This is a genomic window from Aminobacter sp. MDW-2, assembly GCF_014250155.1.
Taxonomy (GTDB): domain Bacteria; phylum Pseudomonadota; class Alphaproteobacteria; order Rhizobiales; family Rhizobiaceae; genus Aminobacter; species Aminobacter ciceronei.
This window is the reverse complement of sequence record NZ_CP060197.1, coordinates 1691845-1708838: the sequence shown is the minus strand read 5'-3', so window position 1 is coordinate 1708838 and position 16994 is coordinate 1691845. Positions and strand designations below refer to the sequence as shown.

General features: G+C 64.1%; 18 protein-coding genes. 10 read left to right on the top strand and 8 right to left on the bottom strand.

What is annotated here, in order from left to right; all coding sequences use genetic code 11:
* Positions 1–99: 99 nt before the first annotated feature.
* The 5 genes from H5P29_RS08325 to H5P29_RS08305 are packed head-to-tail and all read right to left on the bottom strand — an operon-like array spanning position 100 to position 6829.
* Positions 100–897 carry an SDR family oxidoreductase gene (locus H5P29_RS08325; RefSeq protein WP_083948464.1) on the bottom strand — a complete coding sequence of 266 codons (798 nt, stop codon included), beginning with the start codon at positions 895–897 and terminating at the stop codon, positions 100–102.
* Positions 898–910: 13 nt separating this feature from the next.
* Complete coding sequence (locus H5P29_RS08320) at positions 911–2074, bottom strand: lipid-transfer protein (protein WP_208993684.1); 1164 nt, start codon at positions 2072–2074, stop codon at positions 911–913.
* Positions 2071–2526, bottom strand: a complete 456-nt coding sequence (locus H5P29_RS08315) for a Zn-ribbon domain-containing OB-fold protein (RefSeq protein WP_154387252.1) — start codon at positions 2524–2526, stop codon at positions 2071–2073. The genes H5P29_RS08320 and H5P29_RS08315 overlap by 4 nt, the downstream gene beginning before the upstream one ends.
* Positions 2523–4718 (bottom strand): hydantoinase B/oxoprolinase family protein, encoded by a 2196-nt coding sequence (locus H5P29_RS08310; RefSeq protein WP_067957026.1) that lies wholly within the window; start codon positions 4716–4718, stop codon positions 2523–2525. Before H5P29_RS08310 ends, H5P29_RS08315 begins: the two co-directional genes overlap by 4 nt.
* Positions 4715–6829: a hydantoinase/oxoprolinase family protein gene (locus H5P29_RS08305; RefSeq protein ID WP_154387251.1), complete on the bottom strand. Its 2115-nt coding sequence runs from the start codon at positions 6827–6829 to the stop codon at positions 4715–4717. Before H5P29_RS08305 ends, H5P29_RS08310 begins: the two co-directional genes overlap by 4 nt.
* Before the next feature lie 343 nt (positions 6830–7172).
* Here H5P29_RS08305 and H5P29_RS08300 point away from each other — a divergent pair, with 343 nt between their 5' ends.
* From H5P29_RS08300 to H5P29_RS08285, 4 genes are all read left to right on the top strand, one after another.
* A complete protein-coding gene (locus H5P29_RS08300; protein ID WP_154387250.1) occupies positions 7173–7994 on the top strand; it encodes an ABC transporter ATP-binding protein in 822 nt (273 codons plus the stop codon).
* Positions 7995–8025: 31 nt separating this feature from the next.
* Positions 8026–8862 carry an ABC transporter permease gene (locus H5P29_RS08295; protein WP_067957017.1) on the top strand — a complete coding sequence of 279 codons (837 nt, stop codon included), beginning with the start codon at positions 8026–8028 and terminating at the stop codon, positions 8860–8862.
* A gap of 139 nt (positions 8863–9001) precedes the next feature.
* Complete coding sequence (locus tag H5P29_RS08290; protein ID WP_154387249.1) at positions 9002–9706, top strand: NIPSNAP family containing protein; 705 nt, start codon at positions 9002–9004, stop codon at positions 9704–9706.
* 297 nt (positions 9707–10003) lie between these two features.
* Positions 10004–10804: a class I SAM-dependent methyltransferase gene (locus H5P29_RS08285; protein ID WP_154387248.1), complete on the top strand. Its 801-nt coding sequence runs from the start codon at positions 10004–10006 to the stop codon at positions 10802–10804.
* A 204-nt stretch (positions 10805–11008) separates the two neighbouring features.
* Here the strand turns inward: H5P29_RS08285 and H5P29_RS08280 are convergent, their stop codons facing one another.
* Positions 11009–12019 carry an NAD(P)H-quinone oxidoreductase gene (locus H5P29_RS08280; protein ID WP_154387247.1) on the bottom strand — a complete coding sequence of 337 codons (1011 nt, stop codon included), beginning with the start codon at positions 12017–12019 and terminating at the stop codon, positions 11009–11011.
* 113 nt (positions 12020–12132) lie between these two features.
* Here H5P29_RS08280 and H5P29_RS08275 point away from each other — a divergent pair, with 113 nt between their 5' ends.
* The 3 genes from H5P29_RS08275 (at position 12133) to H5P29_RS08265 (ending at position 13996) form a co-directional block, all read left to right on the top strand.
* Positions 12133–12327 carry a DUF1192 domain-containing protein gene (locus H5P29_RS08275; protein WP_154387246.1) on the top strand — a complete coding sequence of 65 codons (195 nt, stop codon included), beginning with the start codon at positions 12133–12135 and terminating at the stop codon, positions 12325–12327.
* Positions 12328–12406: 79 nt separating this feature from the next.
* Complete coding sequence (locus H5P29_RS08270) at positions 12407–13648, top strand: MFS transporter (protein WP_154387245.1); 1242 nt, start codon at positions 12407–12409, stop codon at positions 13646–13648.
* An 84-nt stretch (positions 13649–13732) separates the two neighbouring features.
* Complete coding sequence (locus tag H5P29_RS08265; RefSeq protein WP_154387244.1) at positions 13733–13996, top strand: helix-turn-helix transcriptional regulator; 264 nt, start codon at positions 13733–13735, stop codon at positions 13994–13996.
* Positions 13997–14254: 258 nt separating this feature from the next.
* Here H5P29_RS08265 and H5P29_RS08260 read toward each other — a convergent pair whose 3' ends face one another.
* Positions 14255–14434: a YdcH family protein gene (locus H5P29_RS08260; protein WP_067956999.1), complete on the bottom strand. Its 180-nt coding sequence runs from the start codon at positions 14432–14434 to the stop codon at positions 14255–14257.
* 238 nt (positions 14435–14672) lie between these two features.
* Here H5P29_RS08260 and H5P29_RS08255 point away from each other — a divergent pair, with 238 nt between their 5' ends.
* The 3 genes from H5P29_RS08255 to H5P29_RS08245 all read left to right on the top strand — a co-directional run bounded on the left by H5P29_RS08255 (position 14673) and on the right by H5P29_RS08245 (position 16538).
* On the top strand, positions 14673–14876 hold the full coding sequence (locus tag H5P29_RS08255) for a YdcH family protein (protein WP_055974388.1): 204 nt from the start codon (positions 14673–14675) through the stop codon (positions 14874–14876).
* Between the two features lie 118 nt (positions 14877–14994).
* A complete protein-coding gene (gene purE / locus H5P29_RS08250) occupies positions 14995–15459 on the top strand; it encodes a 5-(carboxyamino)imidazole ribonucleotide mutase (RefSeq protein ID WP_154387264.1) in 465 nt (154 codons plus the stop codon).
* Between the two features lie 59 nt (positions 15460–15518).
* A complete protein-coding gene (locus tag H5P29_RS08245; RefSeq protein ID WP_246670913.1) occupies positions 15519–16538 on the top strand; it encodes a 5-(carboxyamino)imidazole ribonucleotide synthase in 1020 nt (339 codons plus the stop codon).
* 33 nt (positions 16539–16571) lie between these two features.
* Here the strand turns inward: H5P29_RS08245 and H5P29_RS08240 are convergent, their stop codons facing one another.
* On the bottom strand, positions 16572–16943 hold the full coding sequence (locus H5P29_RS08240; protein WP_154387243.1) for a nuclear transport factor 2 family protein: 372 nt from the start codon (positions 16941–16943) through the stop codon (positions 16572–16574).
* Between the last annotated feature and the right edge of the window lie 51 nt (positions 16944–16994).

The window sequence follows — 16994 nt, the reverse complement described above, 5'->3', positions numbered from 1 at the left end:
GCGTCGTGCGTCCGAACGGACGCAAGAGGACGCCCTGATCCATTGCCCCTGCACCTCGTGCTCTCCGGAAAGCGTTCCGGATTCGGACCGATGCGCTTGTCAGCCCGCGTCGTAGACCAGCTTCCAGCTCGACCCGGCGAGTTGCCTTATGCGCGGACCACCAAACTGGAATGCCGGGTCATCAGGCGGCTCGGCGAATGAGATGACCGCGGTATCCGGAGCCGGCGGCAGTGCTGCCCAGATCCGTCTGCCCGCCGTGTCTATGTCGACGCGATTTGGAATGTTGCGCTTGAGGCTCGCCACGCGCGGATAGAGTTCGGGATCGACTTCGGCTGCCGCGCGCAGGGCCGGCGTATCGACGCCGCCCGGCCGTACCGCCACCACCCATGGCCCGGTTCCGCCGCGGCTTTCGCGTTCGCGTGCGACGACTTCGACCCAGTGTTCGACCGCAACCTTGGACGCACAGTAGGTGGCCAGCCCTTCGAGCGCTGCCACTGCGGCTCCGGAAGAGAGCATCACCAGCCCTGCCTCATAGCCGGGACGACAAGCGTCGAGAAACGCTTCAGCAAGCACGAAGGGTGCAGCGAGATTGGCAAGAACGCCCTTCTCGTATGTCTCAGAGGAGACCTTGCCGACCACGCCGATCGCTTCGGAATAGTATGCGTTGTGAATGAATATGGCGCGCTTGCCGCGAAAGGCAGCCAGCTCCCGGATGAAATGCCCACGGACGCGATCCCATGACGCGGGGTCGGTCAGGTCGAAGGTGACGCTCTCATAGTCGGGGTGCTTCCGACGCGACAGATTGATGACGCGGGCATTCTTGAACGGAACGTTGCGAGCAAGCCCGAGGCCCACACCCTGCGTCGCGCCGCTGATCCAGACAATGGTATCGTGCATCAATGCCCCCCTCTCAGTTGCGCAACACGACCGCACAGGTCGGGCCCAGATCGCTCGAGCTCACGAAGCAGCAGTCGGCTTGCTCGACCTGACCGGTGGAGGTGCCGCGCATCTGCTTCACGCCTTCGGTGATCATGTTGAAACCATGCAGATAGACCTCGGAGAGGCTGCCGCCGCCGGTGTTTACCGGCAGGCGTCCACCGAGCGCGACGCCCCCATCCTCGGTGAAGGCAGCGCCTTCACCTCGCCCACAGAAGCCGTAGCCTTCGAGGGTGAAGAACACCTCCGGCGTGAAGGCGTCGTAGAACTGCGCCACCTTGATGTCGGCAGCGCGGAAGTCGCTCTGGCGCCACAGGGACTTCGCGCAGGTCGCAGCCTGCGAGCGCATCGGATCGGCCGTGAAGTAGTTGGCAAGGATGGCGCTGCCGCCATCGAACCCCTGGGCTGCGGCGTGGACGTAGACGGGCCTGTTGCGGCAATCCCTGGCGCGATCCACTGCTGTGACGACGAAGGCGATCGCGCCGTCCGTCTCGAGGCAGCAATCGAATAGGCAAAGCGGCTCGCTGATCCAGCGCGCTGCGAAATAGTCTTCGCGGCTCATCGGCTTGGCATGCATGAAGGCCTTGGGATTGCGGTTGGCATGGCTTCGGAACGCCAATGCGACATTGGCGAGATGATCGCGGGTGGCGCCGAATTCGTGCATATAGCGGGTGTACATCACGCCGACCTCGTCGACAGGCCGGATGATGCCCCAGGGTCTCAGCCAGGTGTCACGGCTGCCCTGAATGCGCTGCTCCAGTTGCGCCCAGACACGGCTTGCACGGCCGCTCCGCTTGCGCGAGCGCCAGCCGACGACCACCTTGGCCTGGCCGGTGGCAATCGCCATGGCCGCATGGCCGACGGTACCGCAGCCGCCATGTCCGCCGGCGGGCATCTGCGAATAATAGGTCACCTCCTTCATGCCGAGATCACGCGCGATGTCGTGCTGGAAGACGTTCTCCATATTGAGCGAGCAGAGGCCGTCGACCTCCGACGGCGAGATGCCGGCGTCGTCGAGCGCCGCCTTGATCGCCATGCAGGCAAGCTGCTCCTCGCTTTGCACCATGGCCTTGCCAAAGGCGGTCTCGCCAATACCGACAATCGCAGTCCGGTCCTTGAGGGAGATCATATCGCTCATGGCTTCAGGCTCTCGGAAACGCGCGGCATCCAGCGCGGCAGGGTGATGTCGTCGGAGACGGCAGCAAAGGTGACGTCGACTGGCATGCCGATGCGGATTGCCGAAACTGGTACGCTGTTGATGGCAGCGTTGGGTGCCGCAACCAGGCTGCCGACCATGCGGATTTGCGGATGGTCTTCGAATTCGACGACGATCATTGGATACGGCACCACATCCTGGAAACCAGGCAGCGTCGGACCATGCGCAACACCGTACGACCAGACAGAACCTCGACCGGACGTTTCGGCCCATTCCGTCTCGGCATGGGCGCAGGCGGCGCAGAACGGATGTGGTGGAAATTGACAATGGCCGCAGGCCTTGCAGCGCTGGACGACGAGGCGACTCTCGCGTGCCGCGTCCCAGAAGCCCGCCGTGTCGGGATCGTCAGCATAGGGCAAAGGGATGGCTGTCATGGTCTTGTCTCTGTCGGATTGCGGGGAAACGGCAATTCAATCGCCTCAAGCACCGGATCGCCTGAAAGCGCGACCTGGACGTCGACCTGTCGGGCGCAACCGGGACAATAGAAATGGCGGATGCGGAAGCGTTCGCTGCCGGGATAGCGGTCGGTGATGGCTGATCGCTCGCCGGCGACGGCTTCATGGACGGCAAGGGATGCGTAGATGTCCTCGCCAGCGTCGCAGATACCATGGCCGCAGACGGCGCATACGACCTGCTCGCCACCGGAGACTGCGACGGCCCGGAAATGGCTGGACAGGCGACGTCCGCTGACCGGACCTTCAATCGTGCGCGGATCGCGACCGCCGAGCCGAACCTTGAGCCGTGCTTTTCGCGCGGCCTCTGACGCGTCACGGTCGATCTCTACCTGGTCGCCGTCGAGACGCAGGACCACGCCAAAGTCGCGCAAGGCATTGCCCACACTGACGAGACCATCGAGCACATCCATGGCAACCGCAGCCGGATCGCGTTCGAGCGGATCGCCAAAGCCGCCGCCCCCTTGCGAGGACGTGACCAATATCTGATCCGGATAGAGCCTGGTTGCAGCATCGGGCAGCCGAAAATCAGTGGCATCAGCAAGCTCCGCCCAGCCGCTTGAAACGGCCACCGGCACGTCACAACTCATGATGGCGAAGCCGCTGGGCAAACCGGGTTCACCGCCTGCTGCGCCCATTGTCGCCGGATGCTGCAAGCCTTGCGCCATGGACAAGAGTGCGATCGATCGGTCGGTCTGGTGCGGGCGATAGGCATGCATTGCGCCGACGCCACCGCGTCGCATGCCGGGACCGCCGGAATCGGCCAACTCGCGGCGCGTCAGATAGAGCACGGGATAGTATGCTTCGTTGGTTTCGAGGTTCGACGGCGTCGCGCCCGGCGACGTCGCCGTACCCGACGTGTCGCTCCCGTCGGCACGGACGGTGGCGCCGCCGCCGCCGCTCAGCTCATCCAGAAACAGCGTGGTGAACGGGGTGCCGTCGCGCCGGTGTCCCGAAATCGACATGCCGCCGGCGCCCGAGGACTGCGACGAGGCCATGGCCATGTGCGCATGCGCCGCCGATCCGTCGAGCAGGCGCGCGAGGCAACCGCTGACGCAGTTGCGGATCGCTTGTGCCGAGGTGCCTGTGCTCATCGCGACGCCGGCCGGCCACTCGGCATCAACGATCGAAGCCTTTCGAGTATGTATGTCGATGGTGCGCCATATGGCGCCGGGCATCCAGGGCAGGCCCTGGCAGATGTGGACGAGCACCGCCGCCATGGTGAAGTTGGCCAGCGTCGGATAGGTGGAGTTGACCGCGCCAGGAGCCTGGTCGTCGCTGGCGGTGAAGTCGAAGCTGAGCTTGTCGCCTGCCTTGGCCATGGCGAGGCGGACGGCGTAGACTTGGTTCGGCAAATAGTCGGCGCCGCTACGCTGCTCATGCTGAATGAACGAGTTCTCGCGCCAAATGCCATCTGGCAGCTCAATGAGGCGGCGCCGGAAGGCTGCCTCCGTCGAAGCAAGCAGCCTGTCCATCGCGTGCACGAGACCATCGGTGCCATAGGCGGCGCAGAGTTCCAGCACCTGACGTTCGGATGCGCGGTTCGCCGCGATCTGGCCGAGCAAATCGAGCGCGTTGAGCTCGGGTGTTCGGGTGCGGGCAAGGTAGTCGCGCTCGATGTCGCGGCGGACGCTGCCTGCCTCGACGATCTTGACCGGCGGGATCGGGATCGCTTCGTCGAAGATCGAGCGGGCTGCATAGTTGAAGCCGCCACTGACCGGGCCGCCGACATCCGGTTCGTGCACCGTCGACCCCGCCCAGGCAATCAGCCTGTCGCCGTGAAAGATCGGTGCCACCAGCGTCACATCGGGCTGATGCAGCGTCCCGAGATAGGGATCGTTGGTAAGAAACTGGTCACCGCGACCAATACCCGGGTTTTCGCCATAGCGATCGAGGATGTCGCGAACGATAAGGTTGAGCGATGTCGACTGCACCAGAATGAACTTGCTGCACGAGATCACGGTGCCGTCGGCCGTCATGATCGCGGTGTTGAAATCACTCGCCTCGGAGGCGATCTGCGAACCCGAGACACGGACCAGCGTCTCGCCTGCATCCGCGTTGATGGCTTCAAGTCGGTGGCGGATGATTTCGAGCTCGATCGGACCGATTGTCATGCGAATTCCCCGATGCTGGGCGAAGGCGAGCGCTTGTGCACCGCAGGCACGGTCATGGTTAGGTTGCCGTCCACGTCGGTCGTCACCGTCTGGCCGGGATAGATGACTGCCGTTGTCTGGTCGGATTCGATGAAGGCAGGTCCCGATATCACGACACCCACGCCAAGCTCGGCCCACAGGAAGACCGGCGTCTCCTGCTCACGCCCCCCGAACCAGGCCCGCCGTTGCCGGCTGGGCCGGAGCGCGCCGCGCATCCCCGTCGGGGCGCTGTCGGGCATGACGATCGGCATACGCGCTTCAACGACGACGGCCGCAAGTTCGATCGTGCTTTTTGCATGGGCCGAACCCCGACCAACGATCTGCTCGTAGCGGGACCGGAACGCGGCCTCGGCAGCGGCAATCTCGGCTCTACCAAGCCGTGACGACGGCACTTCGATGTCGATCCGGTGCAGCTGGCGAGAAAATTTCAGACCGATCTTGCGCCGTATCTCAACGGCACCTGCCAGGCTCGCCTCCGCCAGCCCCTCGAATTCGCCTCGGGCGCGCTGCTCAAGCCGACCGAAGGCGTCGATCTCGCCATCACGGAAGTCCTGCAGCGGCCGGGCGGGCAGCTCGATTTCATAGGAGGTCCGCATGTCGCTGGAGGCTGCCCCCCAGGCGGAGAACTCCGGCGCCAGCCGCGGTATGACGATTGCCTTCACACCGATCTCGGCGGCATAGCGCCCGACATGCTGAGGTGCTGCCCCGCCATAGGCATAAAGCACGAAGTTGCGAGGATCATGGCCGCGTTGCACGCTGGCGCGGCGGACGAGATCGGCCATCTGTGCATTGGCGACGCGCAAGATCCCCTCGGCCGCCTCTTCGATTTCAAGGCCGAGCTTGCCGGCAAGCGGCGCAAGCGCCGACCGCGCAGCGTCGCGATCCAGGATGAGCGCGCCGCCGAGGTGATCGAGATGGCCCAAAACGACAGCGGCATCCGTCACTGTAGGCTGCGTGCCGCCGCGGCCGTAGCAGGCCGGGCCGGGCATCGAACCGGCGCTTTGCGGTCCGACCCGCAACACGCCGAGTTCGGGATCGGCATAGGCAATGCTGCCTCCACCCGTTCCGATAGAGGCCAGGTCTATGACGGGAACGGCCAGGCTATGCCGGTCGATGCGTGGTCGGGAAGCGGTCGGCAGGGCACCACCGACGACGAGGCCGACATCGAAGCTCGTGCCGCCGACGTCGGTGGCAAGCACGTCGACATGCCCAAGCCGCGCGCCGATCTGGCGGGCGGCCATGATGCCGCCGACGGGTCCGGATTGAAGCAGATGTATCGGGGCGTCGTGCAGCGAACTCGCGCGACGCGCGCCGCCGCCCATGGTCACGATCAGGAACAGGCCCGAAAATCCCTCATCGCGCAACGCCTCGTCGAGCGAGGTCAGGTAGTCGCCGACAAGAGGTGCGACATAGGCATTCATGGCAACGGTCGCGGTGCGCTCATATTCGCCGATGCGCGGCGCAAGCTCGCTCGACAGCGTCACATGCAGGCCTGGGGCCTCCTCGGCGACCAGTTCGGCGAGACGGCGCTCGTGGCTGCCATTGACCGGCGACCACATCAGCGCGATGCCGATCGCCTCGGCACCGCGCGCGACCAGTTGGCGGATCGACTGCCGGGCCTGCTCTTCATCCAGCGGCACGATGATGTTGCCATCGACGTCGATGCGTTCGCGTACACCGATGATGCGGCGGCGGGGAACGAGCAGATCCGGCTTGCGCCATTTGAGCGCATTGATGCTGTCCTCGTCGGGCAGGCCGTGCACCTTGTTGGAACGCGCCATCGGCAGTGTCGCCTCAAAGCCTGAGGTCACAAGCAGGCCAACCTTGGCGCCGGCGTTGGTGAGCAGGGCATTGAGGCCGACGGTGGTGCCGTGCGACAGGATGTCGGTCACCTCGAGGATTTCGCGCAGGCTCTTGCCAAGCGAGCGGGAGGCGACAGCAAGCGAGGCGATCACACCTTCCATCAGGCGGCCGTGCGTCGTCAGTGCCTTGCCGACCCCGATCCTGCCGTCGCCGGTAAGAATGACCGTATCGGTAAAGGTGCCGCCAGTGTCGATGCCGACGATCTGCATATGCAAACTCGCAAATCACTCTTCAGGTCGCAGTCCACCGTCCGTCGAACGCATGGCGCTCGCCGTTGGTGGCCTGCCGTGAACGCCGGAAATCCGGCACGGAATTGAAACAATCCTGCGGGGAACGAAAGCCGCCGCCGCTCTCCAAGGCGGCAACGATTTCCGCCACTTGAGACACGTCGATAAGGCGTCGAACGGAACAAGCTGTCAAATGCAACCGGCACTTTTCCGGCTATCCGGAAAATCTGCGGAAGCGATTGTTTTGATTTCGCCTATCGGCCTAGCCTCCCGTCCGCGGATGCCCTTGGCGCTCGCTGGATTGTACTTCCTCACGGAGCGACAGATGAACTCATTGCGCAGAACCGACATATCAGCTGCCATGCCATTGGTCGCCGAGGCCCCTGCCAAGATAGAAGTGCGAGGGGTGCGCAAGCGTTATGACGCCAACGGCAATGTCGAAGCGCTTGCCGGTGTCGATCTCAAGGTGAGGAGTGGCGAGTTTGTCTGCCTCGTCGGTCCGTCGGGTTGCGGCAAGTCGACGGTACTCAGGATGATTGCCGGCCTGCACAGGCCGAGCGAGGGCGAGGTCCTCGTCCATGCCAGTGGCACGCGCGCGGTTCCCACCGCCATGGTGTTCCAGAGTTACAATGTGTTTCCGTGGAAGACGATCCAGGCCAATGTCCGCTTCGGTCTGGAGATGACAGGCATGTCTGGCGCCGAGGCCGACAGGCGCGCGACGGCCTGGCTCGGCAAGATGGGCCTCGCCGACTTCGCCAATGCATATCCGCCGGCTCTTTCCGGCGGCATGTTGCAACGTGTCGCCATCGCTCGCGCCATGGCGGTCGAGCCTGAAATCCTTCTGATGGATGAACCTTTCGCCGCGCTCGACGCCCAGCACCGTCGCATCCTGCAGGACGAGTTGCTGACGCTCTGGCAAGAAGACAGACGCACAGTCGTCTTCGTCACCCACAGCCTTGAAGAAGCGTTGCTGCTCGGCGACCGGGTCGTGGTGATGTCGGCGCGGCCAGGTCGCATCATCGCCGAACTCGAGGTGCCTTTCGCCCGACCACGCGCGCCGGAAATCCGCGGAGAGCCCATGTTCGCCAAGCTCGAGCAGGAAATCTGGAACCTGCTGCGAGAGCAGGTCGGCAAGCACGCTGCCTGAAACAAACATCGACGCGGAGGAAGCGACGAGCATGGAAAAGACCATCGCTATCAGACCGGGCGAAGCCGAGCGCGACCCACGTGGTTATGCGCTGCGGGCGCGAAGGCAGGAAAAGGTGCTGGCGATGGCGACGCCCGTCGTGTTCTTCATCCTGTGGGAGATCTGCGCCCGCGCCGGCCTTCTCGATTCGCGCTTTTTTCCCGCCCCGAGCGCGATCTTCCTGTCAGCGGTCGAAATGCTGCGCACAGGAATGCTGCAGCAGGATGTGATCGCGAGTGCTCTGCGTGTGCTCGCCGGCTTCGCCATCGGCGTCACATCAGGCCTTGGCGCCGCCCTGTTGCTCGGCCTGTCGCGCCTGACACGCGCCGCGCTGGAGCCGTTCCTTACCGCGCTCTACACGGTGCCAAAGCTCGCCCTGCTGCCGTTGCTACTGCTGATCTTCGGACTTGGCGAACTGCCGAGCGTGCTGCTTGTCGGCATGACCGTGTTCTTCCTGGTCTGGATCCAGTGCATGGAGGCAGTGCTTGCCATCCCCGAGAACTATCACGAGGCCGCCCGCTCCTTCGGCGCCAAGGGCTGGAATATGTTCAGGCACGTCACCTGGCCGGCACTTTTGCCACAGCTGTTCATTTCCATGCGCATCGCCATCGGCACGGCGGTGCTGGTCATCGTCGGCGTCGAGTTCGTCCAGGCAAGCCAGGGCATAGGCTATCGCATCTGGCATTCGTGGTCGCTGTTTCAGGCCAACCGGATGTATGTCGGTATCTGCACCGTAGCCCTCATGGGTTTCCTGTTCAGCTCGCTGGTCCGCTGGCTCGGACGGTTGATGCTGCCCTGGACGGCGTCCTCGACCAAAGGATCCCGCTAGATCCAACGCAGCATCCGAACTGCCCCGAAATGCGATAGCGCGCTTCGGGGGCGTTCGGCGAGATGGGCATCATTCTTCGTCTGCCCTTGTAGTGCCACCCGGCAGGGCGTGGCAGCTAGCTGACCTTTGGGAGGCCCGAATGAATCCCAAAATCTACATCCACGAATATGTCGACATCATCGGCGCCAACCGGGCCAACTATTTCAGGCACATGACGACAGGCTGGGGCCGGCACAGCGCCGAACGGCTGCAGAAATGCTTCGGCGTCTGGGGCACGCTCGGCAGCACCGGCCGTTGGCCGCAAGTGGTCAATCTGTGGGAATATGACGGCTGGGACAGCCTGGCTGCCAGCTTCGCCCATGAGACCGGCACCGAGACGATGCAGGACAAGGCGCTCGAGACGTGGTGGCAAACGGCGAGAGAATACCGCAGCGGCGGCTTCGACCGCCTGTTGATCGCAGCCCCTTACTCACCCGACATAGAGCAACTTTGTGCCGACGGCAGTGTGGTCGGCGCCAAGGTATTCCTGCACGAGACAGTCAATATCAAGCCAGGCCTGGCGCAGGATTATTTGCGGCTGGTGTCGGAGCATTGGCTTGGCCAGGCAATGGAATTGGGGCTGCAGCTTGTCGGCGCCTTTCGCACCGCCATGCGCAATGATTCCGAGGTCTTGCTGATCTGGGCCATGCGGGATTGGAGCGACTGGGCTCGCGTCGGCATGGCCGAAGACGGCGAGCCTTTCCGGACATGGCGCACCAGGACCAAAGACATTGCGATCGACTGGGTCGGCCACCTGATGTGTTCGGCACCCGCCTCTCCACTCAAGACTGGAGTCCAGCCCTAGCAGGCGGGACGCCCGGCATTCCAGCGCCACTGCGTGCTTGCCGCGTCGGCGGGATTGATTGCGAGCACTCCTAGTCTACCAAATGCTGTTGGCTTTGAACCATCCCAATGGCTGCTTTCCACACCGACCTGGTGGTGTGCCAAGGCTGTCAGCCGATGACAGGAAATTGCAGCGTCTGCCTGAACGGCGAGAATGGGCGCAGGTCATTCACGAGCTAGCCTGTGTGGATCAGTCGACAGTCTTTCTTCCCATCTCGTTCGCGGCGGCTTACCATGCCTTTTGGCATAGGAGGCTTCGATGACATCAAGCTTCAACGTGCAGGATGCGGCCGGCTATGAGCAGTTGATGGGCCGCTGGAGCCAGAAACTCGCAATCCCCTTCATCGACTTTGCCGGCCTCGCCGATGGCGAGAAAGTGCTCGACGTCGGCTGCGGTACCGGCAGCCTGACCTTCGTGCTGGCCAAGGCGGCAAATCTCGGGGAAATCGAAGCCATCGACTTCTCGCCGGTCTTTGTCGCGGCGGCTCAGGCGCGCAATACGGATCCGCGCATAACGATCAGTCAGGCCGACGCCTGCGGCCTGCCCTTCCCGGACAACAGCTTCGACCGGACGCTGGCGCTTCTGGTGCTGCATTTCGTGCCCGAGGCGCCCAAGGCGATCGCCGAGATGGCCAGGGTGACACGGCCGGGCGGGGTGGTCGCGGCCACGGTGTGGGATCATTATGGCGGCATGCCCGGCATGCGTATGGTCGTCGACACGCTGGCGGCGCTCAGTGAAACCGGCCGGCAACTGCGCGCCCGCTACTGCTTCCAGCCGATGATGCAGCAGGGCGAAATGAAAGCCGCCTTCGCCGCTCAGGGGCTGTCAGGCGTCGAGGAGACCCAGCTTTTGCTGCGCATGGACTATGCGGACTTCGACGATCTCTGGGCACCCATCGGCGCAGGCGAAGGTCCGATCGGCAAGTTTATCGCCACGCTCGACCAGGCGGACAAGGCGAGCGCCGAAGCTGCCGTCCGCGATGCCTACGAGGCCGGCCGCCCCGACGGCCCGCGCTCCTTTGCCAACATCGCCTGGGCCGTGCGCGGGATTGTGAGCTGAATCGACGCCGGCAGATACAACGGGGCGACAGAGGCTTTCCTCAGTCCTTAAAGTACTGTCGCACCACAAGGCTGCCTTGCCGACACGGAACCACCTGGTTCGGCGGACTGACCATGAGGGTAGGGCAAACACCGACGATGTGCTGGTCGCTCTTGGGAACGCAGGGCGTCGCCGCCTCCCGACCAAAGGGAGGGCGAAGCCCCTTCACCCGACATCCAGCACGATCTTGCCGATGTGCTCGCCCTCTTCCATGCGTTCATGCGCCCGCCAGGCTTCCTTGAGCGGGAAGATCATGTCCATGACAGGCGCGACGCGGCGAACGGCCAGCAGCGGCCAAACCTGGGCTTCGAGAGTTGCGGCGATGCCGGCCTTGAACTCGGTCGTGCGCGGCCTCAGCGTCGATCCGGTATGGGTCAGCCTTTTGACCATCAGTTTCGAGAAATCGGCGCTCGCCACCGCCCCGCCTTGCGTCGCGATCTGGACAATGCGGCCGTCGACGGCCGCAGCATTGTAATTGCGGCCGACATAGTCGCCACCGACCATGTCGAGGATGACGTCGGCACCCTTGCCGCCGGTGGCATCCTTCACCGCCTCGACGAAATCCTCGTTGCGGTAGTTGATCGCCCGGTCGGCCCCGAGCTTGAGGCAGGCGGCGCATTTGTCGTCAGAGCCGGCGGTGACGATGACATAAGCGCCGAAGGCCGAAGCGAGCTGGATCGCGGTGGTGCCAATGCCCGACGAGCCGCCATGGATCAAAAGCGTCTCACCCGCCTTCAGCGCACCACGCTCGAACACGTTGTGCCAGACGGTGAAGAAGGTTTCGGGCACGGCCGCAGCTTCGGTGAAGGTGAAGCCGGCAGGCACGGGCAGCGCATTGGTCTCGTGCACCCTGGCATATTCGGCATAACCACCGCCCGGCGTCAGCGCACAGACCGCGTCGCCGATGCGCCAGCGCGTGGCGCCCTCGCCAAGTGCAGCCACCTCACCCGACACTTCGAGCCCGGGCAGGTCGGAGGCGCCCGGCGGCGCGGGATAGGCGCCCTTGCGCTGCTGGACGTCGGGTCGGTTGACGCCCGCCGCATGCACCCGGATCAGAATCTCGCCGGCCGCCAATTCCGGCAGGTCGCGCTTCTCGGCCTTGAGCACGCGAGGCCCGCCCGGCTGGCTGATCGCCACGGCCAGCATCTTTTCGGGAAGTTTGGCAGGCTTGGCCATGTCTTTCGGTCTCCGCTGGTCCGGCGCGCCCCGGACTTTACATGTGGTTGAACGCACTATGTATTCTGATTGGCAAATCAGGCAAACGCCTGTCTGCGATGGAGGAGTGCGAGATGGCGCTGTTCGACGACGAGCCGGTGAAGAAAAAGACTGTGCATGAGATCGGCCAGGATCTGTCGCTGCTGTCGGTCGGCGAGCTCAACGAGCGCATATCGGCGCTGCGCGCCGAGATCGGCCGGCTCGAGGCCGAGCTCACCGTCAAGGGCTCGACCAAATCGGCCGCCGAGGCGCTGTTTAAGCGCGGCTGAACCGCGCACCGCCACCGATATGCCCCAAACGGGTTATCATCAGGTGCCAATGCCTTCTTGATTCGTGGTGGGATATCTGATGCTCGCAACCTACCGGCCGATCCTGTCTTTGCTCCGCGGCACTGCCTTCCTGCTCGCTGCCTCGGGCCTGCACGGGCTATTGCTGCCGTTGCGCGGCCAGGAAGAAGGTTTCTCCACCACCGCGCTCGGCCTGATGGGTACGGCCTGGGCCGGTGGTTTCGTCGCCGGCTGCTATTTTGCCCCGCGTGTCGTCCGCCGCGCCGGCCATGTCCGCGCCTTCGGCACCTTTGCCGCATCCGCCGCCATCATCGCGCTGCTCACCGGCCTGATCGTCAACGAATATGTCTGGATCCTGCTGCGCGCCTTTACCGGCTTCGCGATGGCCGGCGCCTTCATGGTCATCGAGAGCTGGCTCAACGAGCGCGCCACCAACGAGAACCGTGGTACCGTCTTCGGCCTCTACATGATGGTCACCTACGCCTCGATCATGGCCGGTCAGATGATGGTCGCCGGCGGCGACGTTACCAGCGCCTCGCTGTTCATGGTCACCGGCATCCTGTTCTGCCTGTCGCTGATCCCGACAGCCGTCTCCAGCGCCGCCCACCCCAAGCCGCTGCAGGACGTCTCGCTCGACATCAAGGGGCTTTACGCCAATTCGCCGGTCGCCTCCGTCGCCTGCTTCCTCATTGGCGTCGCCAATGGCGACTGGGGCACGCTCGGCGCCGTCTATGGCGCGCGCATCGGCATTTCGACGCCCGAGATCGCGCTGATGATGAGCCTGGTGGTCGTCGCCGGCGCCGCACTGCAGATCCCGATCGGCAAGGTCTCCGACCGCACCGACCGTCGCTATGTGCTGATCGGCGCCTCGCTCGCCTCGGCGGTGGCCGCCGTGCTGATCTTCCTCGTCGCGCCGCGCTCCGGCGCCTTCGTCATCGCCATGACCGCCTGCTACGGCGCGTTTGCCTATACGCTCTATTCGCTGGCGGTGGCGCATGCCAACGACCACGCCAAGCCTGAGGATTTCGTCAAGGTTTCGGGCGGACTGTTGCTACTCTACGGCTTCGGCACCATGGTCGGCCCGTTGCTTGGCGCCGGCTTGATGGATGTGATGCGGCCCGAGGCACTCTTCCTCGCCACCGCCGCAGCCCACTTCCTGCTTGCCGGCTACACCGCGCTGCGTATCAGGCGGCGCGCGCCGGTACCGATCGAGGATCGCGAAGCCTTCAAGACCCAACCGGCCGACCGCAGCGCGACCCCGGAATCGCTGCGCCTCGACCCCAGGCACGAGGACGCGGCCTGACGGGCAGAGCGCTGCGACGACGGGCCCGCATGGCGATTGCGACCGGTAGTTGAGATTTCGCTGATGTTGCGGCACAAATGGGCCATGACAACTGACGCACCCTTCCTCGCCATCTCGGATGCCAACCGGCGCCATCTGCTGGAAGAATTGCGTCGCGGTCCCAAGACGGTCAGTGAGCTTGCCGCCGGGCTGCCGGTTTCGCGGCCCGCGGTGTCGCAGCACCTCAAGGTTTTGCTCGATGCAGGCCTCGTCAGCGCCCGCGCCGAAGGCACGCGCCGCGTCTACGCGGTCAGCGTCAGCGGCTTCCGCAAGCTCAACATCTGGCTGGACCAGTTCTGGGACGCTTGAAGTCCTGACGCCGGCGACCACCTCGGGCGAAACAATGCCTAGCTGGCCCCGCTAGGCCGGATGCGCGCCGACCAAAGCCACAACATAATCACACCGCCCCCCGACGCACAAAAGCGGCCGGCTTCGGTTCAGCAATCTTGGGATCAAGCGGCTTATCCGGCTGAAAAACATCGCGCTGTCCCGGCGGCGATGTTGTTCGCCGCCGGCGTCGGACCCTTGCCGAAAATCAGGGCCTTGTTGGAGACCTCGTGACTGAGCCTAGTGCTGCGTCGGGTCACCTTTCAGCTTTTCAATCTCGTCCTTGAGAGCCAGCTTGCGACGCTTCAGCGCTACGATTTGCAGGTCGTCCATGGATGGATGATTCATTGCTTCGCCGAGCTGGCGCTCGACGTCACCATGTTTGCGCTGAAGTTCTTCAAGATGGGAAGCAAGAGACATGATTGGTTCTCCCTTTCATGGTTTCCTCGATGCTCCGGGCACAGCCCTGCCCACCGCAGACAGTGCTCTGTGACGGAACCATGACACTCTGCCATCCCCGGCCGGCGATGTCGAATAAAGCGTGGTAGCATTTCCTGACAGCTTGAAATGTGATAAGGGCTTCGCGCCGGTGACAAGGAGTCGCCGACCCCGCCTTAGGAGCGCCCCGGGTGCGCCAGTGACTTTGCAGACGGTAGACATGTCGGAACAGGAACAAGCCGAGGTTCGTCTCGAGTTTGCACGCTTGAAGCAGGACCATGCGGATTTTGATGCCGCGATCAACGCGATGATCGCGATGGGTTGCGACCCCTTGCAGATCCAGCGGATGAAGAAAAAGAAACTGGTCCTCAAGGACAAGATCGCCCAGATCGAAGACCGCATCATCCCCGACATCATCGCCTGAGAAACCGCCATTTTCGGGCGGCCTTTTGGTTGCGATGGCGGTGCATTTCGGTTAAGCGCAGGCTTATCAAGCAGGGGTGCCGCGCGTGAGCAAAGACAGGGTCGACGTCGCCATCATCATGGGGAGCCAGTCCGACTGGGCGACCATGCGCCATGCCGCCGAATTGCTCGATGTGCTCGGCATTGATTTTGAGGCGCGCATCGTCTCGGCCCACCGCACCCCCGACCGTCTCTATGAATTCGCCAAGGGCGCCAAGGCAGCCGGTTTCCGCGTCATCATTGCCGGTGCCGGCGGCGCCGCCCATCTTCCCGGCATGACGGCGGCGATGACTTCGCTGCCCGTGTTCGGCGTACCGGTCGAATCGAAGGCTCTGTCAGGCCAGGATTCGCTGCTCTCCATCGTTCAGATGCCGGCCGGCATCCCCGTCGGCACGCTGGCCATCGGCAAGGCGGGTGCTGCCAATGCAGCGCTGCTTGCCGCGGCCGTACTTGCCCTTTCCGACGACGCGCTTGCCACCCGGCTTGACGAGTGGCGCGCCGCCCAGACCGCACGGGTCGCCGAACAACCGACGGACGACGCGTGAGCGCCCCTCTTCCCCTCGGCGCCACCATCGGCATCATCGGCGGTGGCCAGCTCGGCCGCATGCTGGCCATGGCGGCGGCTCGCCTCGGCTACCAGACGATCGTCCTGGAGCCCCAAGCCGACTGCCCGGCGGCACAGGTCGCCAACCGCCAGATCGTCGCGGCCTATGACGACCCCGCCGCCCTCGACGAGTTGGCGCGCGCAAGTGCCGTCGTCACCTATGAATTCGAAAACGTGCCGGTTGTCGCTGCCGAACGGCTCGGCCGCTCGGTCGCCGTCTATCCGCCGGCGCGCGCCCTTGAGGTGGCGCAGGACCGGCTCGTCGAAAAGACGTTTCTCAATGGCATCGGGATATCCACCGCCGGCTTCCGCCCTGTGGGCAACGATGCCGAGCTGGCGGAAGCGCTGAAGGCCTTCGACGGCAGTGGCGTGTTGAAAACCTGCCGAATGGGTTATGACGGCAAGGGCCAGATGGTCTTCCGCAACATGACGACGGGCGGCTTCGACGGCGCCTGTGCCTCGCTTGGCAATGTACCGCTGGTGCTCGAATCCTTCGTCGCCTTCGAACGCGAAATCTCGATCATCGCGGCGCGCGGCACCGACGGCAGCATCGCCGTCTTCGATCCGGCCGAGAACGTACATCGCAACGGCATCCTGGCGACCTCGACCGTACCGGCGGCGATCGACAGCGACACCGCCATGGCAGCACGCGACGCGGCGCGGAAAATCCTGGCAGCACTCGATTATGTCGGCGTCATCGGCGTCGAGTTCTTCGTGCTTGCCGACGGTTCGCTTTTGGTCAACGAGATGGCGCCACGGGTGCACAATTCCGGCCACTGGACCGAAGCCGCCTGCGTGGTCTCGCAGTTCGAGCAGCACATGCGCGCCGTCGCCGGCCTGCCACTCGGCGACGCCAACCGGCACTCCGACTGCGTCATGGAAAACCTGATCGGCGACGATATCGAAAAGGTCCCGGCGCTGCTCGCCGAACCCGATGTATCGGTCCACCTCTATGGCAAGGCCGAGGCCCGCCCCGGCCGCAAGATGGGCCATTTCACCAGGCTGTTGCCGCACCGCTAGGAGACGACGGCAAGGGCGAACTGCGGCGCGGAATCAGACGGCCGACTTAACCAACGAGCCAAAGAAGCCGATGATGCGTGTTATGCGCTTCTGGTCGGCATCGACGAAGGCGATGTCCAGGCCTTCGGGCGGCGATTTCCCGTCCGGCAGCACGAATTTCCAGGCGAAGCGCGCGACGCCATGATGAATGTCCACGTCGCTGGTGCGCAGGATGCGGGCTCCGGGATACCTCGCCTGTATTCCCGCGATATGCGCAAGCAACTCCTCTGCGCCAACGGCATAGACTGTCGGATCGGTGTAGCTCGCGCCGTCGCTCCAGACTGACAGCAGCAAATCGCGCCGCTGCGCGGCGCTCTCGCTGGACCAGGCTGCGCAATAGGTGTCGACGAGAAGCGTCAGGGACATTCGGTTTCCTTCATATCAAGCGTCGGGTGTGAGGCTGACCGGCAAGGCGGC